Below are 20,852 nucleotides of genomic sequence, written 5' to 3' on the forward strand. Positions count from 1 at the left end.
TTTCTCCTGAATAACGATATCCGTTACAATGGACACAAATGACGTGAGAGTGTTCACCATCGCGGTCGTCGCCGGCAGCCTCGCGGCTGCGGCGAGACGACTGGGTGTCACGCCGATGGCCGCCTCCCGCAGCCTCACATCCCTGGAGACAGGCCTCGGCGTGCGGTTGCTGCACAGGACGACCCGTTCCCTTTCCCTCACTGCCGAAGGCGAAACCTTCCTGCCGTTCGCGCAAGCGCTTGTCGAAAACGAGGAAGAAGCGCTGGCGCGCCTGCGGCCGGACGCGGATGGCGCATCCGGCATGCTGCGGATGACGACATCGGTCGCGTTCGGCCTCAAGTTCGTCGCGCCCCTCGTTCCGGAACTTCTGGAAAAGAACCCGGAGCTCCGGATCGTGCTCGACCTCAGCGACGCGCATCCCGATCTGATCTCCTCAGGCATGGACCTGGCGATACGCATCGCACGCCTCAGGGACAGTTCGATGATCGCGCAGAAGCTCGCCGACAGCCCCCGCATCCTGGTCGCCGCGCCGGACTATGTCGAAAGGCATGGCCTGCCCGCTTCCGTCGACAGCCTCATCGATCACCAGTGCCTTCCGCTTGCGGGCGGCACGCACTGGACCTTCGTGGCCGGTGGCGGGGAAAAGCATGTACGCCTCGCCTCGCGCTTTTCGTCCAGCAGCATCGAAGGCTGCCGTTCCGTCTGCCTCGCCGGCGGCGGCATAGCGCTTCTGTCCGCGTGGAACGTGACCGAGGATCTCGCCGCCGGTCACCTTGTGCGGATATCGCTTGGCGACGGAACTCCCGAACCTTTGGGCATCTGGGCCGTCTACCCCACCAACAAGCTGCTCCTGCCGAAGGTGCGCGTGCTCGTTTCCGCGCTCCGCGCAAGCCTTGCGGCACACGAGGCCTTTCAGACGAGGACGGAACGGCCACCCTCCATGGCCTGATAGCGTCGCCAGGCGCTGGGCGTCGTGCCTGTCGCACGCCGGAACACGCGGCACAGATGCGCCTGATCCGCGAGGCCGCAATCCAGCGCGATTTCGCAGAGCGGGGCATCGGTCGCCAGCATCCGGCGTTTTGCATGGTCGACGCGCTGCGCAAGGATATAGCTGTGGGGAGAGGTTCCGAAGCTGACCTTGAAGGCCGTGGAGAAATAGCTCGTACTCAACCGGGCGAGCCGCGCCAGCTCCTCCAGGCTGATGGAGCGGGAGATGCGATCCTGTATATGCTGCGCAACGCGCCTGGCCTGCCAGGGCGCGAGCCCGCCCGAGACGGCATCGTCGCCGGTTCGCCGGGTCTCCACGGCCTCGACATGCGGACGCATGAGCATCGAGGCCTGCTTCACCAGGTCGAGGGCGACGGTCTCGTCGCGCTCGACGCAATCCAGCGCCCGCAGCAGCAGCCTGGAAAGCCGGCCGGACGTCAGGCTGTCGATATCACCGATCTCGATCGGGTGATGGAGTTCGTGGTTCATGCCGATCGCCGCCAGGGACATCGCTCATCTCCTCATGAAGCCGAATGGATTGTTGTTGACGGCTCCATTCTTGACCGGAGGCGACGCCCGCGAAATCGTACGGTGATTGAGTTTCCGCACACTTGAGTCTTAGGCCGACATACCGTGGTATAGTTGCCCGCCGGTGCGATCCCGTCCTATGAAGCGGTGAGCCGGGAACAGGACCTGCACGCGAAAGAACGGTCGGGGATGTCGGAAAGTCCGCTTATATTGGTCGTCGATGACGAAGCGCTCATACGCAGGGCTCTCGATACGCTCCTGAGGTCGGTCGGCTATCGCGTGAAGACGTTCGCAACCGCGCAGGACCTTTATGAAGACGCCTCCCTTCAGGATGCGGATTGCCTGATCCTCGACGTCCGCCTGCCGTTTACCAGCGGATTGGATTTTCAGCAGAAGCTCAATGACAAGGGCATCGACGTGCCGGTGGTCTTCGTCACGGGACACGGCGACATCCCGATGTCCGTGCGCGCCATGAAGGCGGGCGCCGTCGACTTCCTGCCCAAGCCGTTCCGCGACCAGGACATGCTCGACGCCGTCGCCGCCGCCACCGAGAAACACATCGCCGCCAGAGGCAGCGGCAAACTCGAACTGGAACTGAAGGCGCGCTATCAGTCCCTTTCGCCCCGCGAGCGGCAGATCATGACGATGGCAACCGCCGGCCTCCTGAACAAGCAGATCGCCGGCCAGTTGGGGCTGAGCGAGATCACCGTGAAGATCCATCGCGGCAAGATCAGCCGCAAGATGATGGCGAAGAATTTCGCCGATCTGGTGAAGATGGCGGAGGCCCTGAAGCTCTCCGCGACCGCATCTTCTTCCAGATAAACCCCGGTATAATTTAATTCCCCGGCCTTCGGGCGCATATTGGGGACAAGAAACAACACCGGCTCCCGCCGGAGATTGGTAACATTCCCAGTGATCCCCTCCCGGTCAGTCTCCGTGATCGACGACGAAGCCACGGTGCTGCGCGCGACGAGCAGCCTGCTGCGGTCCTGCGGGTTTTCCGTGCGCACCTTCGCCTCGGCGGAAGAATTCCTGGCCTCGGAAAACGAGGAAGCGCCGGCCTGCATCATTTCCGACGTCCAGATGCAGGGGATGAGCGGCCTGGATCTTTTCAGCCTCCTGAGAGCGCGAAACAACCCCGTGCCGTTCATCTTCATCACCGCCTTCGCCGAAGCGCCCGTGCGCGCCCGGGTCGGAGACGAGGTCTGCGTGCTCCAGAAGCCCTATCAGGCCGAAGCGCTCATCGCGTGCATCGAGAAGGCCCTCCCGTCCTCATAGAAATGACGATGAGCATCCGGGCGGCATCGGGCGCGGCTTTTGACAAGAACGGATCGGCGGACCATCATGCGCCATCTTCCACCACCGGGTTCCCACAGCAGGAGAGGATGAATGTCGCCAGACGGATCTCAAATGTCCCTCCCAAAGCAAACGGACAGCTTCGGATGCTCGCTCGGCAATCTCGATGGCGACCAGCATATCGCAGGCGGCGACATACGGTTCTACCTCAAGAGTTCGGCCGGTCGCTCACCCGGCCTGGTGTCCACTCCGGGCAGCAACCGGGGTTTCGTCATCGGCTTGGCGACGGCCGGCGGACAAAGGCGAAGAATATTCCAGGAACATCACTCGACAACCCACGACTTCGTCGAGAACTCCATTTATATTCGAGACTTTTCAGATCCTTACAAGGCCGAGCTGAAGGGTCCTCTGAACTTCATCCTGATGGAAATCTCCAGAACCAGCCTGTCGCAGATCGCGGAAGGGGCCGATGTCTGCGGGGTGACGGAACTGGAGAACACGGTCGCCGAGCCTGATCCGGTCATCGGCGGATTGGCGCGCGCGCTTTTCGCGACATTGGATCTGGAGCAGGAAACGAGCACGCTCTTCGTCGACCAGCTCTCGACCGCCCTCGGCCTTCACCTTATCCAGAGATACGGAAACGGCCGCCAGAGGCTGAGCGACAAGCGGCGGAGGCTCTCCCGCCACAACGAGAGCCGTGCAAAGGAACTGATGCTGAGCCGCCTGAAGGGCGACGTTTCGATCGACGATCTCGCGACGGAGTGCAACCTGTCCCGCACCGCCTTCATCCAGGCGTTCCGCGAGACGACGGGTAAGACCCCCAATCAGTGGCTTGCCCAGCAGCGCATCGACCGCGCCCGGCAGCTTCTGCTCACCTCGCCGCTTTCCCTCGCCGAGATTTCCGCCTTGTGCGGCTTCGCCGATCAGGCCCATTTCAGCCGGACATTCTCATCGGCCGTCGGAAAGCCGCCCGGCACATGGCGCCGCCACATGTTGGCGTGACCGACACTTTCCCAAATTCGCAGGGTTCTCCGGTTCGACCTTCCCAAGGGGAGCCTGGGAAGAACAGGCTCCCTTGGGACGCGATCAGGCATTGGTGCCGCGCAGGGTCTCGAACAGGAACCAGACCCGGCGCTCGGTCTCGTCGATCCAGTTCTCGATCAGGCTGGCGGTCGCCACATCGCCATGTTCGTCGCAAAGCGAATGGAGCTGGCGCAGGCTCGCTATCAGCGTGCCGTTGTCCTCGCGCAGTTCCGCCAGCATCTCGTGGGGATGGACGAAATCGGCATCGTTGTCCGCAAGGCGTTGCCGGCGGGCGATGTCCCCGATCGATTTCAGGGTTTCGCCGCCGAGCTTGCGCACCCGTTCGGCCAGAGGGTCGGTCATCTCGAAAAGCTGATCGCCCTGCTCGTCCAGCAGCAGGTGGTAGTCGCGGAAACTGGAGCCCGACATATGCCAGTGGAAGTTCTTCGTCTTCAGATAAAGAGCGAAGACATCGGCAAGCAGTGTCGTTGCCGCCGCCGAAATGTCCCGGACAGCCTCCTGGGAAAGCCCGGTCGGCGTATGAAGGGCGGCCGCGCGGCGTGATTTCACGTTTTCGTTCATTTCTGTCTCCTGTTGTTCGCGAGGTTTGCGTACGTGCGGTGTTCAGGCGATATGGCCGGAAGCGATCGGGTCGCTGGCGGGGAAGGTTTCCCGCAATGCTTCATCCAGGTCCGCGTCGGCCTGCCGCCACATGTCGTCCTTGTCCGGCAGGGCCGGATCGAGCGGTTCGGGAAGCGTTTCGAACCCTTCGCGAACAGTGCTGGTTTCATCGTTCCTGGGCATGGCGCTCGCTCCGAAAGGCGAAATTGATCGGCGGGACGGATGCAATATCGGCGAGGCGCACCGATCTTTCTTGAAAGATCGACCTTCCTTTGGACGTTTGCCCGCAAAGCGGGAGCAGGCGGAAAGAACCGAGACCAGCCTAACCCGCTTCCGCCTCATGGGCGACGCGGGCGCGCATGGCGGTCAGCGCGGCAATGACGGGCGGTATGGCGAAGCACCACACGCCGGCGGAGACGATCGCGGCCGCGGCAGTGCCGCAGCCCAGCGCAAAGGCGAGAACGTGGCTCACCATCTGGCCGAGCCGGCTTCGCACGGCCGCGACATCATCCCCTGCCCTGCCCGCCAGGAGATCGGCCAGATCGATCATCACCTGCGTTGTCGTGCCCGTCATCAGGGTGGACGGCGGCGCCTTTGAGAAATGGAGCCGGTGCACAGCGTTCTGGATCGCCATGGCGGCAACCAGGATCATGCCCAGCACGACGTTCGGAAGATTGTCGCCGCCATCGAAGTGACCATGGCCGACGGCATAGGCTGCGGCGGACGACAGCAGCACGAACTTCACCGTCAGGAGAATCGCGGGCGCAGGCCGGTTCCACCTCTCCAGCACGAGGCCGGCAAGGCGGGTGACCAGCACGACCACGCAGAAGACGGGCAGCGCCAGCAGCTTTGCCGTCGTGCCGGCCGAGCCGTCGACGAAGGCGGCGGCAAGCGTGACGAAGTTGCCGGTGACATGCGCCGTGAACAGCCCCTGCAGCGTCAGGAAACCGGCGGTATCGACAAAACCGCCGTTGAAACTCAGGAGCAGCGTCAGCCATTTGTCCTTCATCGATGCCTCCTTGCGGGCGCCTTCGGGTTGAGCCCGAGGAAATGCCTGACCACGGGCTTCTCGGTGCCCACATGATAACCGATGACCTTCGATTGTATGTCGGCATCGCTTTTCGAAACGCGGGCATGCTGCCGGAGATGTTCGGCCCAGGATTCCACGAAGAACCATTCCACGATCAGCTCCGGGTCGGCCGCGTCCTCCGTCACGCCCCAGCTATAGGCGCCGTCACGCTGCCTCTCCGTCGAAAGGCCGGCCAGTGCGTGCAGGAAGACGCCCCTGTTTTCGGCCGCCACCCGGTATTCGATCAGGATCAGCACCGGCCCCCGGTCATGCTCCACCGGTGCGGCCAGCAGGGGTTCCGGCCAGTGGTTGGAGGCGACGAGATCGGCCTCCCCCCGCGGAAGCTTGACGCGATGCATGACGACGCCGGCGACGATCAGTCCCGCGGCCGAGATCAGGAGGGCGGAGGCCAGCCCCGTCGCCTCGGCGACCAGGCCCCATCCGATGCTGCCGCCGGCCATGGCGCCGTTGAAGACCATCAGGTAGATCGCGAGAGCCCGGCCGCGAACCCAGTTCGGCAGAATGGACTGCGCAACCCCGTTCAGCGTCGTCAGGGCGGCGATCCATGCGGCGCCGAGCAGGAGCAGGATGAGAATGGCAAGCCATTTCGGCGGCGACAGCGCAAGAACCGCCATCACGCCCGCGGTCACGATCACGGACATCATGATCAAGGCATCGGAACCGAGGCGCTCCCGCAACCTGGGCAGGACAAGAGCCCCGCCGATCGCACCGACGCCGACAGCGCCCAGAAGAACACCGTAGAAGCTCGACGTTCCCTGCAGGAGGTTGCGCGCCACCAGCGGAAGCAAGGCCCAGATCGCACTGGCGAAGGCAAAGAAGATCGCCGCGCGCAGGAGGACGATGTGCAGTTCCCTGCTCGCCCGCGCATATCTGAGACCGGCGCGGAACGCACCGGCGAAATTCTCCGACAGTTCCCCGGTATCGTCCTTCGGACGCTTCCACCAGAGGAGCGCGGCGATGACGATGATATAGCTTGCGACATCCGCGCCATAGGTGACGGCCGCGCCGAGCGCCCCCAGTATCAGGCCGCCGGCAGCCGGCCCGATGGAACGGGCGATATTGATCCCGAGGGAGTTCAGCGCAATCGCGCTCTTCAGGTCCTTCTTCGGAACCAGTTCCGGGACGATCGCCTGCCACGCGGGCGCGACGAGCGCCGCGCCGACGCCCCCGAGGAATGTCAGCCCGATCAGCGCTTCCACCGTCAGGGCCGAAAAATGCGCGAGAGCCATCAACGACAGGCTCACGCTCGCGAGAAGCAATTGCATCGCGATCAGCAGCTTTCGCTTGTCGAGAATATCCGCCAGCACGCCCGCGGGGATCGCCAGCAGGAAGATGGGCAGGCTGCCTGCGGCCTGGATCAGCGCCACATCCGCCGGGGCGGCTGAAAGGTCGGTGACGAGCCAGGAGCTCGCCACGTCCCGCATGAAGCTTCCAGTATTTCCGAGGACCGTCGCGGTCCACAATACGCTGAAGACGATATGGCGGAAGGGAGCGAAGCTTCCGCTTCCGTGCTGAGGCTTGGCGACGGTCTCGGTCATGGACTGCTCCTGAAGATCGCTTAGGACTTGATGAATGCCAGAACGTCGGCGTTGAACTTGTCGGCTTCGGTCTGGGCAAGGCCGTGCGGCGCGCCCGGATAGACCTTCAGCGTCGCGTTCCTGACGATCTTTGCGGTCTTCTGCGCGGAAGCGGCGATCGGGACGATCTGGTCGTCGTCGCCGTGGATGACGAGCGTCGGGCGCTCGATCTTCTTCAGGTCCTCGGTGTAGTCGACCTCGGAGAATTCGTGGACGCAGTCGTAATGGCCCTTGATGCTGCCGACCATGCCCTGCAGCCAAAAGGCTTCCCGCAGGCCCTCGTTGACCTTCGCGCCTTCCCGGTTGAAACCGTAGAAAGGTATGGTCAGGTCCCTGAAGAATTGCGACCGGTCGCCCGCCGTCCCCTTGCGGATGCCGTCGAAAACCTCGATCGGCGTGCCTTCGGGATTGGATGCGGTCTTCAGCATGAGCGGCGGCACGGCGCCGACGAGAACGACCTTGGCGACGCGCGCATTGCCGTGACGGCCGATGTAATGGGAGACTTCGCCGCCGCCGGTCGAATGGCCGATGAGCACGGCGTCCTTGAGATCCAGCTTCTCGATCAATTCCGCAAGGTCGTCGGCATACTGATCCATGTTGTTGCCGTTCCAGGGCTGGTCGGAGCGGCCGTGCCCGCGACGGTCATGGGCGATGACGCGATAGCCCTGCTGGCCGAAAAAAAGCATCTGCGCGTCCCAGGCATCGCCCGAAAGCGGCCAGCCATGCGAGAAGACGATGGGCTGGCCCATTCCCCAGTCCTTGTAGAAGATCCTGGTGCCGTCCTTGGTTTCGATGAAGTTCTGGGTCATCGCCGGAATACCTTTCGTGTTGGCGGAATGGGACTGGGAGAGAGCGACGGATGGCAGGGCCATCGCCGCCGTGAGACTTGCGCCTGCCAGCAACGTCTGCCGGCGGGACAGGAGCAATTCGATGCTTGTCGGCATTGTTTCATCCCTTTGCGAGACTGCGATCGGGTGACCGGCGGTTCGGCTTCATCGATAGGCTGAACGCGCCGTGGCTTCTTGTCTGTTCGAAGGGCGGTTTGGACAATCTGAAGGAGCCGATCCGGGGGCGGCCGCACCTCTTCCATGAACACCACACACTCGCCCGGGCAGCGGATGCCGGAAGCTCCGAACGGAAAAGGCCCGGTCGCGCCGGGCCTTTGATAGTTTCAAACGGCATGCTCAGGACGTTCGAGGGGCCTGACGCCAGGCGACGAGGACGAAGGCGCCGACCAGCCCGAGATGTTCGAAGAAGCCGTTCATCGCCATGGATCGTTCCATGCCGGCTGGCAATTCCCAGAAGCGTAAGGCCAGGAATGTCGCCGCCAGCGTGAAAAGCGCCAGCGCGAGCGCCGCCCACCGCCGCAAGATCCCGCTCAGGATCAGCGCCGACATGGAAAGCTCGAAGACGATGACCCCCACCGCGAAAAGGGGGGCCGGCCGGAGGCCGAAATGTTCCATTTCGGCGAGCGCGCCGTTGAAGTCCAGGATCTTCACGATCGGCCCCTGTATATAGGCCGAGCAGAGCGCCAGAAGCGCCAGCAGCCGGAGAGTGCCGGACCGCTCCGCCTGCGGACCCGATGCTACCTGGTCCTTTGAAAGAATATCCATATCTCTTCTCCTTCCTCACACGGCCCAGCAGGCGCAGCCAAGCGCTCCGAAAAAGCCCTTGAGATCCGATATCAGCAGCCGGGAAGTCCATGCTGAGGCATGATCGTGTCCATGGACGCCGCAGCTATTGGCGCAGCCGCAGGAGGAGATCGCCACGCGCCGCAGCGAGCGTTTGCCGGCCCCTTCGGGCTCGCCCCAGGCGGCATAACCGCCGAAGGTCCGCACAGGCGACCAGTCGGGCATGGCGGGCGGAACGTCGCTCTCGTCGAACGACTTGAAGTCTCCGGCGCCATAGACGATCTTGCCGCCCACCATGGTCAGTTCCGACGTCAGGAACGAGATCTCGTCCTCGGCGCAGGAGAAGAAGTCCTTGTCCGGTATGACGAGATCGGCAAACTGGCCCTTTTCGATGCGGCCCTTCTTGCCCTCCTCGTTGGAGAACCAGGTGACTTTCTCGGTCCACATGCGGAGCGCCGTCTCGCGGTCGAGGCAATTGGCGCGCGGATAGAGCTGCATGCCGCCGACCGTCTTGCCGGTCACCATCCAGGACAAGGAGACCCACGGATTGTAGGAGGCGACGCGGGTGGCGTCGGTTCCGGCCGAAACATGCACGCCCTTGTCGAGCATGCGGCGGATCGGCGGGGTCGCTTCGGCGACGCCATGACCATAACGCTCGACGAAATACTCACCCTGATAGGCCATGCGGTGCTGGGTGGCGATGCCGCCGCCAAGGGCGGCGATCCGGTCGATCGAGCGCTCGGAAATGGTCTCCGCATGGTCGAAGAACCAGTTCAACCCTTCGAGCGGGATATCCTTGTCAACCTTCTCGAACACGTCGAGCGCGCGGGAGATCGTCTCGTCATAGGTCGCATGCAGACGCCAGGGCCAGCGGTTTTCGGCAAGAACCCGTACCACGTCCTCCAGCTCGCCTTCCATCTCGGGCGGCATGTCGGGCCTCGGCTGCCGGAAGTCCTCGAAATCCGCCGCGGAGAACACCAGCATCTCGCCGGCGCCGTTGTGGCGGAAATAGTCGTCGCCCTGCTTGTATTTGACCGAGGAGGTCCATCGGAGGAAATCCTCCTTCTCCTCCTTCGGCTTCTGCGTGAAGAGGTTGTAGGCGAGGCGTACGGTCATCTGGCCCGCTTCCGCGAGCTTCTGGATGACCTCGTAGTCGTCGGGATAGTTCTGGAAGCCGCCGCCCGCGTCGATGACGCCGGTCACGCCCAGCCGGTTCAGCTCGCGCATGAAATGGCGGGTCGAGTTGACCTGATGGTCGAGCGGAAGCTTCGGCCCCTTGGCGAGCGTCGAATAGAGAATGCCGGCATTCGGCTTGGCCAACAGCATGCCGGTCGGATTGCCCTTGGCATCGCGGGTGATCTCGCCGCCCGGCGGGTTCGGCGTATCCTTCGTGTACCCGACCGCCCGGAGCGCGGCCCCGTTCAGCAGCGCACGGTCGTAGAGATGCAGCAGGAACACCGGCGTGTCGGGAGCGATCGCGTTGATCTCCTCGATCGTCGGCAGGCGCTTTTCGGCAAACTGGTGTTCGGTAAAGCCGCCGACCACGCGCACCCATTGCGGCGCCGGCGTGATCGCCACCTGCCGCTTCAGCATCTCCATCGCATCCGCCAGCGAGCGCACGCCGTCCCAGCGCAGCTCCATATTGTAATTCAGCCCGCCCCGGACGACATGCGTGTGGTTGTCGATCAGGCCCGGCAGGACCCGTTTGCCCTTCAGGTCGATGAACTTCGTATCCGGACCGGCGAGGGCTGCGACTTCAGCGTCGGTTCCGACACCGGAAAATAGGCCGTCCTTGATGGCGATGGCAGTCGCATTCGGATTGGTCCGGTCGAGCGTCGTGACGCGGCCGTTGAAAAGGATGATGTCGGCGGACATGCCTGCACCTCTCGTCGGGATGGGATCGGCGGCAAACGCACCGGAGAACAGGTTGGGAAAGGCGAGGCCGGAGGCCACGCCGAGAAAGGAGCGTCTGGTGGGCATGGGCTTTATCCGGCTGTGGTCGAGCTGCGACCCGCCGCCTTGCGGGCGGTGATTTCACCTTTGGGCAGGTGGCCGAACATGTGCGGCTTGACCTGATGTATCCAGGAAACCGCGGCCGGCTCCCGGTTCCAGAGCACCTTCGCCAGGGGGATGATCTGTTCCCCGACGAGGATGCCCAGAAGACCGATCAAGGCGACGACCGGCGGGGCCGGCGACCGGACGTTGAGAAGACTGTAGATCACTCCGACGAGCAGCCCGGCGATCAGGGAATAGAGATAGATTTTCATGGTTGGTTGTCCTTTCCGGGCTCCCCCGGCGTCTATCGTGCGGATGCCTCGGAAACCGCCCCCGGGATACGTGGGACGGGCCGCGACACGGCGCCTGGCGCCGACGCGGCCGCCCCTTCGCTCAATGACTTTCGGAAGCGTTGAACATGGTCTTGGCGTAGATGATGCCGAGGCCGTAGGCGCCGCCGAATTTCTTGGCGATACCCGTCGTCATGTCGTAGGTTTCGGTCCGCGCCCAGTCGCGCTGGAGCTCGAGCAGGTATTGCAGGGAGGTCATGGGCTGCACGCCGGCCTGGACCATCCGGTCCATGGCGCGGTTGTGGGCCTCGTCGGAAACGTCGCCGCAGGCATCGGCGATCACGAGGACCTCGAAGCCCTGGTCGAGGGCGGAGAGAGCCGGGCCGACGATGCAGACGCCGGTCCACAGGCCGCAGAGCACGATGCGCTTCTTGCCGATCCGGTTCACCTCGTCGATGACCGCGGCATCTTCCCAGGTGTTCATCGAGGTGCGGTCAAACAGCTTCTGCCCGGGGAAAGTGTCGGTGATCTCGCTGAACATCGGCCCGGAGAAGCTCTTTTCGGCAACCGTCGTCAGGATGGTCGACACACCGAAACCCCTGGCGCCGTTTGCGACCAGAGCTGCGTTGGTGCGAAGATTGACGGCGTCGATGCTCTTCGTCGCGAAAGACATCTGGGACTGGAAATCGATCATGATCAGCGTGTGATCGGACGGATTGAGAAGTCGGGCACCCGGGGTCGGCGTCGCTGTGATGGTCATGGTTTCCTCTCGTGAATATAGTGCCTATGGCGCTCACAAGATGCCCGCCGCCCCGTTCCGTTTCTTGTTGGAAACCCGGTCTTTTGGATTTTCGGATCGCAGCGCGTTGCTCGCGCCTCCCGGCGCCACGGCCGGGCGGCCGGAAAGGAACAGGCCGGGACCGTCAGACGGTCCGGTTATCCCGCCGCCAGCTTCCCGGCGATTGCCCGGTGATCTCGGCAAACACACGGGTCAAATGGCTCTGGTCGGAAAAGCCGCACGATACGGCGATCTCGGCGATCGGGGTGTCGGACAGCAATTGTTCCCTGGCACGCGAAACGCGGTACTCAAGAAGCCAGCGATACGGGGTCCGGCCGAACGTTTCCTTGAACGCCTTGATGAAATAGCTCCTGGAAAGGCTGCATACGTCGGCCAGTTCCACGATCGAGAACTGCGCGTTGAGATGCGCGGCGAGAAATTCGACGGCGCGCCTTTCCTGCCATGGAGCGAGCGTCCCCTTCCTCCGGGAGGGAAAATGCAGCCCGCCGTAATTCTGGGTCAGATGCGTGAGCAGGGCGAGCTTGATCTGCCGGAGGAAAAGCTGATTGGATTTCCAGGCTCCGTTGAGAATAGGAATGAGCGCGTTCGCCAGTCCCAGCACCACCTCATCCGTCACGCAGCGGGCGCTGAGAAGGCCGCTGAATTCGGGCCGTCCCATATCGGCGGCAAAGGACTGGAGAAGCCGGAACGGGATCTGGAAATGGACCGTGTCGAAGGGTGACAGATACTGGCATTGCCATTCCTCCCTCAGGTCGAAGATCTCCAGGCTTCCCTTCGGGCGCTCGCCCTCGGCAAGCAGGTCCTCTCCCTTCCAGATGCGATGAAGAGGCAGGTCGACCAGTTCGGTCACGACGCAATAGGCATCGTCGCTCGGCAACGGCAATCTTACATCCGTCTCCCGGTTGTCCGAGTTCCGCCTCGTGACCAAAATGCCCGCAAGATCGATGCTGAGATCGAGAGGCCGGGGCTCCGGCAGGCCTCCGGGCCTGATTTCCTGATGCACGCTTCTTCACCTGCCGAAAGTGTCATTCGCTTCAGCGAAGCCTATAACAGGGCTTTGGTAAAAAACAGCGGAATATTGAACAAAAAGCTCCTCCGCCGTGACCATGGGTCAATAATGCTGCGTGAGACGCCAGGCCGCCGGCGTCATTCCCGTCGAGCGGGCAAACACCTTGGTGAAGTAGCTCTGATCCGAAAATCCGCAGATTTCGGCGATTGTGGCGATGTTGAAGGTCGACTCCGCCAGCAGTTCCTTGGCGCGCACCACGCGCATCTTCAGCAGCCATTGATGTGGCGTCATTCCGGTGGCACGCTTGAAGCCATGCGAAAAATGCCCGGCCGACAGCCCGGCCGAGGCTGCGATCGCCGTGACCGAAATGCTCGTGCCCAGATTGTCGAGCATGAATTCCTTGGCGGCCTTTTCCTGCCAGACGGACAGCGAACTTTCGTTCAGGCCGTTCTGGAGCGACATGTCGCTGTAGTTCTGGATGAGGTGGGCGCAGATCGCCAGCGCGATATGCGGAAACGCGAGGTAGGAGACGGTCACGTCCTGCAAGGCCGGAAGGAGCGATTCCGTCAGGCCCTCGATGATCGGGTCCATCTCCCCTCTCCTGCATCGCAATCCATGCAGCCTGGTCCCGGGCGACAGTTCCGCCAGTTCGCGGAAGAGCGCGACCGGGATGACGAACGCCACGGAATCAAGACGGCTCAGCAGGGAGATCGAAGCGCCCGCCGTCAGGTCCACAAGGCAGACGGACCCCTTGCGATAGGTTCGCACCGGCGAGCGGCCGCCATCGGACAGGATGTCGCAATGCAGGACATCCCGCCGGTAGACCATCAGGAAATAGGCGTCCATGGCGTCGAGGACGACGTCGCGGCTTGAGCCTGCCGGAACCTCCCTTTCCAGACGCGTGGCCGAAAAACCGGCCTCCCGGATGGGGGTCGCCCGGCGGCATGGCGCATCGTCAAGCCCGAAGGAACTTCCGACGGACGTCAGAGATCCGGTGCTTCTGTACAATCGCTCCTCGCATTCTTCGGTCGGGAGCATCCCTTTCCAGGTGCCCATTTCAGACTGCCCCCGCATGGACAATCCAGCATGCATGGCCGCCGGAGCCTTGTACGAAACGCTTGTCCCGATTGTCAAAACAACGGAAAGCCTCGCGCATGGAACCGCGGCGGAACCCGCCGCGGGAGGAAGACTATTGATAAAGTTCAAAAATGGAGCCCATGATTCAAGATGCTAAATCCCGATTAAAGCAAGATGAAGGAAACGCAGCAGAAATTCTGCCGGGGAAGATGGAGATCAAGAGCGAAAATCCAAGACGATCGCAGCCTTTCGAGCGCTGGGGCATGGACGATGCCGCCCCGGCGGCCGCAGGCTACAACCGTCGCCTGGCGGCTGCGGCGGCCATGGCGGCATCCATCTTCATCCTCGACACCTTCACGTCGCTCGGCAGCGCCATTGCGGTGCTGTACGTCCTCGTCATCGTACTCGCGGACGGACCGGGGGGCCGATACCGGCTTCTCGCCCATTCGGCGGCCTGCGCCATCCTCGCCCTCGCGAGCTTCCTCTATGTCCACGGCATCCGGGCGGAGCCGGAAGCCGTTCTGCGCCTCGTCTTCAGCATGGCCGCCAACGCGGTCACCACGGCCATCCTCTGGAAACGGCGGACCGACCGCATCTTGCTGGAGGAGAGCGAGCATCGCTACCGCAATATCTTCGAGACGCTGGCGGTTGCGATCTGGGAGCACGATTTCCGGCAGGTCAAGGCGGAACTCGTGTCGCTGCGAAAAAGCGGCGTCACCGATATGCGCAGGTATATCGAGGATCATCCCGAATTCGTCATCCGGACGCGCCGGATGGTGAGGATCACCGACGTCAACCGGACCGCGCTCCGGCTGATGGACGTGCCCACGAAAGAGGAGTTCTTCACGCATCTGGCCGATTTCCTGCCGGAAAACGACGCCAGCTTCGCCCAGTGCCTGATCGCCCTCGACGAGGGCCATGCCACCTTCCAGTCCGAGACGACCATCCGCAGCCGCAGCGGACGGATGATCCCGGTCATCGTCATCCTGAGCTTTCCCCAGGGTGAGGGACTGGGCCGGATTCAGGCAAGCATCGTCGACATCACCGAGCGACTGGAATTCCAGGAAGCCCTCGAAAGCTCCCGCCAGGAGCTGGAGCATGCGTCCCGCGCGGCCATGATCGGCGAGATATCGGCTTCGATCGCCCATGAGGTGAACCAGCCCCTGTCCGCGATCATGACCTCCGTTCAGGCAGCCCAGAGATGGCTGAACCGGACACAGCCGGACCTGGAGGAAACGAGGCTCGCCCTGGACGACGTGGTGCTCTCGACGGAACGCGCATCCGCCGTCGTGAAGCGGGTGCGCATGCTGCTCGGAAAGGCGCAGCCGGAAAATGGCGCGGTTTCGGTCGACACGATCGTTGCCGATGCCGTCCGCCTGAAACAGAAGGAGCTTTCGGACCACGCCGTGACGGTCTCCATGGACCTTCGGGCCAATGGCGCGGTCGTCCTCGGCGATCGGGTCCTGCTGCAGCAGACCTTCCTGAACGTCATCGCCAATGCCGTGCAGGCGATGGAAGAGGCGAAAGCCGGCATGCCGCAACTGACCATCAGGACGGCGGTCGACAAGACCGACCTGATCGTGGTCTTCGAGGACTCCGGCCCCGGACTGGGGGAAAATGACGGCGAGAGCCTCTTCAAGGCTTTCTCGACAACCAAGCCGAACGGCATGGGGCTGGGCCTTGCCATCTGCCGGTCGATCGTGATGGCGCATGACGGATACATCGCCATCGGCAACCGGCCCGGCGCATCGGGGGCGCAGGTGGAGATAAGGCTGCCCCTGATCGCCGGGCTTGCTGCCCCCGACATGACGCTTTCCCGTTAACCTCCTCCACCCGCCTAACGCAATTCCAGCAAAAGTGCGCCGCGTCTTGTGTTCGGAATTGCCCAGGAACAAAGCGACGGAGCACGTCCGGCGATCCCGTTTTCGCCGGACGTGTTCTAGATTCCTCTCAGAGACGGGCGGGTTGTCACTCGATGCTCGTCAGGCTCGCATGAGCCTCATCCATCGCCCGCCGCAGGTCATCGACCGCCGAAGCGCTGGGCAGGACCTCGCCTTCCAGTTCCTTGGGCATCTGCCATCCCGGGTTGACGCCCTGCATGTTCGGCAGTTCGTGAGCGATACCCTTGTGGCAATCTATGCACGTCGCCTTGCCGCTCAGCAGATACCGGGTGTGGATGTCGGCGGCCCGCTGCGTCTGCTTGGAAAGGTCCATCGCCAGCGAGGAATGGCAGTTGCGGCACTCCAGGCTGTCATTGGCCTTGAGACGGGCCCATTCGTGCTGGGCAAGGCGCAGCCGCTCGTCGAGGAATTTCTGGCGCGTGTTGATCGTCCCGAAGATCTTGCCCCAGACTTCCTTGGAAGCCTGCATCTTGCGGGCGATCTTGTCCGTCCAGTTGTGCGGTACGTGACAATCCGGGCAGGAGGCGCGCACGCCGGACCGGTTGGAAAAATGGATCGTCCGCGTCAGTTCCTCGTAGACGTTCGTCTGCATCTCGTGACAGCCGGTGCAGAACTTCTCGGTATTGGTCAGTTCCAGCGCGGTATTGAAGGCGCCCCAGAAGAGCACGCCACCGACGAAACCGCCGAGCGTCAGGAAGGCAAGGCTCAGGGTTGCCGCCGGCGTGCTCAGGATCTTCCATATCCACGCCGCAAGGATCTTTATCCGTCCCATCACCTTATTTGCCTCCCAGATGCTCGATGCCCATCTGGCTCATGTCCCTGAACGTGTTGCCGACGAGAGGGGTCACCTCGGCCTGGGGAACATGGCATGCCGTGCAGAAATAGCGGCGCGGGGAGACGTCGGCGAGCATCTGGCCCTCGCGCGTCATGTAATGGGTGACGCTGATCATCGGCGCCCCCGCCCCTTCCGTGAACTCGCGCTTGTGACAGGAGAGACAGCGGTTCGTGTTCACCGACAGCTGGTATCCCTCGATGGAGTGGGGAATGACCGGGGGCTGGTCGGGATAGGCGCGCATCCTGCGCACGTCGTCCACGGTCCACTTGGGCATGGGGCGGGCGGGCAGCGTATCCATCGCCTGCGGCGGCCCCGACAATTGCGGGACCATCTGGGCGGCGGCAAGCGTCGCCATGAATGCGACCGCAAAGGCGGCAACCACGATTCGGATGGAGCCGAAGCTCAGACGGCGGGAACGATCTTGACTGCGCATTTCTTGAAATCCGTCTGTTTGGAGATGGGATCAGTGGCGTCAAGCGTGACCTTGTTGATCAGCTGGCTGGCGTCGAACCAGGGCACGAAGATCACGCCCGGCGGCATGCGGTTGCGCCCGCGGGTCTCCACCCGGGAGCGGATTTCCCCGCGCCGGGAGACGATCCTGATTTCCGCGCCCTGGTTGATGCCGCGCTTGCGCGCGTCGTCGGCATTCATGAAGCAGCGGGCGCCGGGAAAGGCCTTGTAGAGTTCCGGCACCCGCATGGTCATGGAGCCGGAATGCCAGTGCTCCAGCACGCGGCCCGTCACCAGCCAGAAATCATATTCGTCGTCCGGGGATTCGGCCGGCGGCTCGTAGGGAACCGCAAGGATCACGGCCTTGCCGTCAGGCCTCCCATAGAAGCGGACCCCTTCGCCCTGCTTCACATAGGGATCGTAGCCTTCCCGATAGCGCCATTTGGTCTCCTGTCCGTTGACCACGGGCCAGCGCAGGCCCCGCTCCTGGTGATAGCGGTCGTAGGGCGCCAGGTCGTGGCCGTGCCCGCGCCCGAAGGAAGCATATTCCTCGAACAATCCCTTCTGGATGTAGAAGCCGAATTCCCTCGCCTCGTTGTTCGCATAGTCCTGATCGATTTCGCTGAGCGGGAAGCGGTCGACCTGCCCGTTCTTGAACAGGACGTCGAAAAGGGTCTTGCCGCGGTAGTCCGGATGCTTGTCCAGGATCTCCTGAGGCCAGACCTCCTCGGTGGTGAAGCGTTTCGAGAACTCCGCGAGCTGCCAGAGATCGGATCGCGCATCGCCCGGCGCCTGCACGAGCTGGTGCCAGACATGGGTGCGGCGCTCCGCATTGCCGTAGGCTCCTTCCTTCTCCACCCACATGGCGGCAGGCAGGACAAGGTCGGCCGACATGGCCGTGACCGTCGGATAGGCATCCGAGACCACGATGAAATTATCGGGATTGCGATAGCCCTGGTAGGTCTCGTTCTTGGTATTGGGCGCGGCCTGGATATTGTTGTTGACCTGTACCCAGTAGAAACTGAGCTTGCCGTCCTTGAGCATGCGGTCCTGCTGCACGGCGTGGTAGCCGGGCTTGTCGGGGAGCAGGCCTTCGGGCAGCTTCCACAATTCCTCCGCATGCCGGCGATGTTCCGGGTTGGTGACGACCATGTCGGCCGGCAGGCGATGCGCAAAGGTGCCGACCTCGCGCGCCGTCCCGCAGGCGGACGGCTGCCCCGTCAGCGAGAACGGCCCGTTGCCCGGCTCGGATATCTTCCCCGTCAGAAGATGGATATTGTAGACCATCTGGTTGGCCCAGACGCCCCGGACATGCTGGTTGAAGCCCATCGTCCACAGCGACATCACCTTCCGGTTCGGGTCCGCGTAGAGTTCGGCGAGCTGCTGGAGGAAGCCAGGGTCCGCTCCCGTCAGCTTGGCGGTCTTTTCGAGCGTGTAGTCGGAGACGAACTTCTTGAAGGCCTCGAAATCGATCGGCTCCATCTTCGTCGGGTCGCCGGCATTGGCGGCCTTGAGCTCCAGCGGATTGTCGGGCCTGAGGCCGTAGCCGATATTGTCCACGCCCTTCATGAAGGTCGTATGGTTGCGGACGAACTCCTCGTTGACCTTTCCGCTGGTGATGATGTGGTTGGCGATGTAGTTCAGGATCGCAAGATCGGTCCCGGGCGTGAAGATGATCGGCACGTCGGCCAGATCCATGCTGCGATGGGTGAAGGTCGAAAGCACGGCGACCTTGACATGCTGGTGGCCAAGCCGCCGGTCCGCCACGCGCGTCCAGAGGATCGGGTGCATCTCGGCCATGTTCGAGCCCCAGAGCACGAAGGCGTCCGCGTTTTCGAAGTCGTCATAGCAACCCATCGGCTCGTCCATGCCGAAGGTGCGCATGAACGCATAGGCCGCCGACGCCATACAGTGCCGGGCGTTGGGATCGAGATTGTTGGACCGGAAGCCGGCGCGCATCAGCTTCGTCGCGGCATAACCTTCGAAGATAGTCCACTGGCCCGAGCCGAACATGCCGACGGCCGTCGGCCCCTTTTCCTTCAGCACCTTCTTGCATTGCTCGGCCATCACGTCGAAGGCCTCGTCCCAGCTCACCGGCTCGAATTCGCCGTCCTTGGCATAACGCCCGTTCCGCTTGCGCAGCAGGGGCTGGGTAAGGCGGTCCTCGCCGTACATGATCTTGGACAGGAAGTAGCCCTTGATGCAGTTGAGGCCGCGATTGACCTCGGCCTGCATGTCGCCGTGGGTCGCCACGACCTGGCCTTCCTTGACGCCCACCATGACGCCGCATCCCGTGCCGCAGAAACGACAGGGCGCCTTGGACCACTTGATCTCCAGGGATTCCACGCCGCCCGGCACAGGCTGGGCGGCCACAGGCAGGGCAATCCCCGCGGTTGCCGCGGCGATGCCGGCCGCGTGAACCTTGATGAGGTCACGCCGCGTCAGTTCTCCCTTCATGTGCTATACCCTCCAGCTCTTCGGAATGTTCGAAAACCATGTTCGCCGCGACCACGCCGTCGATCGCCGAGATCGTCGACAGCGCCTCGCCCAGTTGACCACTGCTGTAACCATCGATGACGACAACCATCTTGCCGTCCTGAACGCCATGAACCTCGACATTGGACATGGCGGATATCTGCCGCAGGACCCGGTCCTCGTCCTGCGGCCGGACCACGATCACCGCACTGGACACATGATACCGCTGCTTCCCTTCAGGCATGGGCGATCTCTCCCGGTCCGATGCACACCGCATTTTCGGGACAGAGGCCCACGCACTCGCCCCGCGGCATGCGTTCCCGTTTCAAGAACGCGCCGGACGGCGATCCGCCCCCGATGGCGGCAATGAAGGTGGGACATCGCCCCGCACGGAACTCATCGCCGCGGCATGATCCCGGGTCGCGGCTCCGGCCTTCCGGCCAGCGGACGCTTCCCGCCGAAACCACGCTCGCCAACAGACATTCCCCTCGGGAAAGCAACCGGGCCATCATCGCCGCGCCTCAATGACCGGGAGGACCGGGCGGTCCCGCGATGATCTGATACATCCAGATCAGAAAGCCATATCCGCCGACCACACCCACGGCCAGCACGGGCCAGATGCCGAAAGCCAGTACGACGAAAGTAAAAAGCTCGCTGCGCCGACGGGATTTCGGCGCCTCGTCTTTCAGATGCTCTGTGGAAAAATTGACCAAATCAATCTCCATTTTGCATATTTATTGAACAACTCTAGCATGGAAGAATTGAGAGAAAAGCCAAAACTGAATCGGGTTACAGTTTTTTCTTTCATGCTCTCCGGTTGCATCCCTGCTCATCGTCGATGCCCGCATTCGCCGCGTCGACGACGGCTCCCAGAAGGCCAAAGACGCAAGGAGTCGTCTTTGTTCCAGCGCAAGTAAGCCGCATGCACGCCGGGGCGTACGGTCGCACCCTTCCACGACGTTCGCCTCGCTCCCGATGAACAGGCCGCCGGGCTTTCCTCTATCGGGTAAGAGACTTACGCGCTCCGCTTCCGGCTCGGGAGACCGGATCGCACGGCCGGCACTCGCCATCCCGCGACGCGATTGCCGACGGCACGACCTTCCGATGCCGCCAACCCCGCCCGGACAAGTCCGCCATCCGGAAGCGGATGCGAAGATCGCCGCCGACCTGCCTTCATCACACAACCATGCCTAGAGGTCCGCGCATGCCGAAAACATGGGCGACGATCGGTTCGCAAGGCCGATCGTCCGGACATGGGCCATCGGCGC

The 20,852-nt window shown here is 63.0% G+C and carries 22 protein-coding genes; 5 read left to right on the top strand and 17 right to left on the bottom strand.

The features are described from left to right. Positions 1-28 precede the first annotated feature (28 nt). On the top strand, positions 29-949 hold the full coding sequence (locus ACFFP0_RS09675) for a LysR family transcriptional regulator (protein WP_377259654.1): 921 nt from the start codon (positions 29-31) through the stop codon (positions 947-949). Here the strand turns inward: ACFFP0_RS09675 and ACFFP0_RS09680 are convergent. Continuing rightward, positions 913-1,497, bottom strand: coding sequence for a helix-turn-helix domain-containing protein (locus ACFFP0_RS09680; protein WP_377259657.1), 585 nt, complete (start codon positions 1,495-1,497; stop codon positions 913-915). The genes ACFFP0_RS09675 and ACFFP0_RS09680 overlap by 37 nt on opposite strands. Before the next feature lie 207 nt (positions 1,498-1,704). Here ACFFP0_RS09680 and ACFFP0_RS09685 point away from each other — a divergent pair, with 207 nt between their 5' ends. From ACFFP0_RS09685 to ACFFP0_RS09695, 3 genes are all read left to right on the top strand, one after another. Then, a complete protein-coding gene (locus ACFFP0_RS09685; RefSeq protein ID WP_377259660.1) occupies positions 1,705-2,337 on the top strand; it encodes a response regulator transcription factor in 633 nt (210 codons plus the stop codon). A 114-nt stretch (positions 2,338-2,451) separates the two neighbouring features. Then, a complete protein-coding gene (locus ACFFP0_RS09690) occupies positions 2,452-2,793 on the top strand; it encodes a response regulator transcription factor (protein ID WP_377259663.1) in 342 nt (113 codons plus the stop codon). A 132-nt stretch (positions 2,794-2,925) separates the two neighbouring features. After that, positions 2,926-3,813: a helix-turn-helix domain-containing protein gene (locus ACFFP0_RS09695; protein WP_377259665.1), complete on the top strand. Its 888-nt coding sequence runs from the start codon at positions 2,926-2,928 to the stop codon at positions 3,811-3,813. A gap of 84 nt (positions 3,814-3,897) precedes the next feature. Here ACFFP0_RS09695 and ACFFP0_RS09700 read toward each other — a convergent pair whose 3' ends face one another. The 11 genes from ACFFP0_RS09700 to ACFFP0_RS09750 form a co-directional block, all read right to left on the bottom strand. Continuing rightward, positions 3,898-4,416: a Dps family protein gene (locus ACFFP0_RS09700; RefSeq protein ID WP_377259668.1), complete on the bottom strand. Its 519-nt coding sequence runs from the start codon at positions 4,414-4,416 to the stop codon at positions 3,898-3,900. 42 nt (positions 4,417-4,458) lie between these two features. After that, on the bottom strand, positions 4,459-4,638 hold the full coding sequence (locus ACFFP0_RS09705) for a hypothetical protein (RefSeq protein ID WP_377259671.1): 180 nt from the start codon (positions 4,636-4,638) through the stop codon (positions 4,459-4,461). A gap of 139 nt (positions 4,639-4,777) precedes the next feature. Beyond that, the gene (locus ACFFP0_RS09710) at positions 4,778-5,464 is read right to left on the bottom strand and encodes a YoaK family protein (RefSeq protein WP_377259674.1); all 687 of its coding nucleotides are present in this window, start codon (positions 5,462-5,464) and stop codon (positions 4,778-4,780) included. Beyond that, positions 5,461-7,083: an MFS transporter gene (locus ACFFP0_RS09715; protein WP_377259677.1), complete on the bottom strand. Its 1,623-nt coding sequence runs from the start codon at positions 7,081-7,083 to the stop codon at positions 5,461-5,463. The genes ACFFP0_RS09710 and ACFFP0_RS09715 overlap by 4 nt, the downstream gene beginning before the upstream one ends. A gap of 20 nt (positions 7,084-7,103) precedes the next feature. Then, positions 7,104-7,931 carry an alpha/beta fold hydrolase gene (locus tag ACFFP0_RS09720; protein ID WP_377260128.1) on the bottom strand — a complete coding sequence of 276 codons (828 nt, stop codon included), beginning with the start codon at positions 7,929-7,931 and terminating at the stop codon, positions 7,104-7,106. 375 nt (positions 7,932-8,306) lie between these two features. Further along, positions 8,307-8,735, bottom strand: a complete 429-nt coding sequence (locus ACFFP0_RS09725; protein WP_377259680.1) for a DoxX family protein — start codon at positions 8,733-8,735, stop codon at positions 8,307-8,309. Between the two features lie 15 nt (positions 8,736-8,750). Beyond that, entirely contained in the window at positions 8,751-10,733 is a 1,983-nt protein-coding gene (locus ACFFP0_RS09730; RefSeq protein WP_377259683.1) for an amidohydrolase, read from the bottom strand. Between the two features lie 5 nt (positions 10,734-10,738). Continuing rightward, positions 10,739-11,020: a XapX domain-containing protein gene (locus ACFFP0_RS09735; protein WP_377259686.1), complete on the bottom strand. Its 282-nt coding sequence runs from the start codon at positions 11,018-11,020 to the stop codon at positions 10,739-10,741. A gap of 121 nt (positions 11,021-11,141) precedes the next feature. Next, positions 11,142-11,792, bottom strand: coding sequence for a hydrolase (locus tag ACFFP0_RS09740; protein WP_377260130.1), 651 nt, complete (start codon positions 11,790-11,792; stop codon positions 11,142-11,144). A 169-nt stretch (positions 11,793-11,961) separates the two neighbouring features. After that, positions 11,962-12,720: a helix-turn-helix domain-containing protein gene (locus ACFFP0_RS09745; protein ID WP_377259689.1), complete on the bottom strand. Its 759-nt coding sequence runs from the start codon at positions 12,718-12,720 to the stop codon at positions 11,962-11,964. 228 nt (positions 12,721-12,948) lie between these two features. Beyond that, complete coding sequence (locus tag ACFFP0_RS09750) at positions 12,949-13,854, bottom strand: AraC family transcriptional regulator (RefSeq protein WP_377259692.1); 906 nt, start codon at positions 13,852-13,854, stop codon at positions 12,949-12,951. A 278-nt stretch (positions 13,855-14,132) separates the two neighbouring features. Between ACFFP0_RS09750 and ACFFP0_RS09755 the strand changes: the two genes are divergently transcribed. After that, complete coding sequence (locus ACFFP0_RS09755; RefSeq protein WP_377259695.1) at positions 14,133-15,746, top strand: sensor histidine kinase; 1,614 nt, start codon at positions 14,133-14,135, stop codon at positions 15,744-15,746. A gap of 145 nt (positions 15,747-15,891) precedes the next feature. On the opposite strand, the gene ACFFP0_RS09760 is transcribed toward ACFFP0_RS09755, so the two are convergent. The 5 genes from ACFFP0_RS09760 to napE all read right to left on the bottom strand — a co-directional run bounded on the left by ACFFP0_RS09760 (position 15,892) and on the right by napE (position 20,297). Then, positions 15,892-16,596 carry a NapC/NirT family cytochrome c gene (locus ACFFP0_RS09760; RefSeq protein ID WP_377260132.1) on the bottom strand — a complete coding sequence of 235 codons (705 nt, stop codon included), beginning with the start codon at positions 16,594-16,596 and terminating at the stop codon, positions 15,892-15,894. A gap of 4 nt (positions 16,597-16,600) precedes the next feature. After that, positions 16,601-17,092, bottom strand: a complete 492-nt coding sequence (locus tag ACFFP0_RS09765) for a nitrate reductase cytochrome c-type subunit (protein WP_377259698.1) — start codon at positions 17,090-17,092, stop codon at positions 16,601-16,603. Beyond that, positions 17,062-19,566 carry a periplasmic nitrate reductase subunit alpha gene (napA, locus tag ACFFP0_RS09770; RefSeq protein ID WP_377259701.1) on the bottom strand — a complete coding sequence of 835 codons (2,505 nt, stop codon included), beginning with the start codon at positions 19,564-19,566 and terminating at the stop codon, positions 17,062-17,064. Before napA ends, ACFFP0_RS09765 begins: the two co-directional genes overlap by 31 nt. Next, positions 19,541-19,828, bottom strand: coding sequence for a chaperone NapD (locus ACFFP0_RS09775; RefSeq protein WP_377259703.1), 288 nt, complete (start codon positions 19,826-19,828; stop codon positions 19,541-19,543). Before ACFFP0_RS09775 ends, napA begins: the two co-directional genes overlap by 26 nt. A 277-nt stretch (positions 19,829-20,105) precedes the next feature. Continuing rightward, entirely contained in the window at positions 20,106-20,297 is a 192-nt protein-coding gene (gene napE / locus ACFFP0_RS09780; RefSeq protein WP_377259706.1) for a periplasmic nitrate reductase, NapE protein, read from the bottom strand. Positions 20,298-20,852 lie beyond the last annotated feature (555 nt).

Source organism: Neorhizobium puerariae (genome assembly GCF_042429745.1).
In the GTDB taxonomy this organism is placed as follows: domain Bacteria; phylum Pseudomonadota; class Alphaproteobacteria; order Rhizobiales; family Rhizobiaceae; genus Neorhizobium; species Neorhizobium puerariae.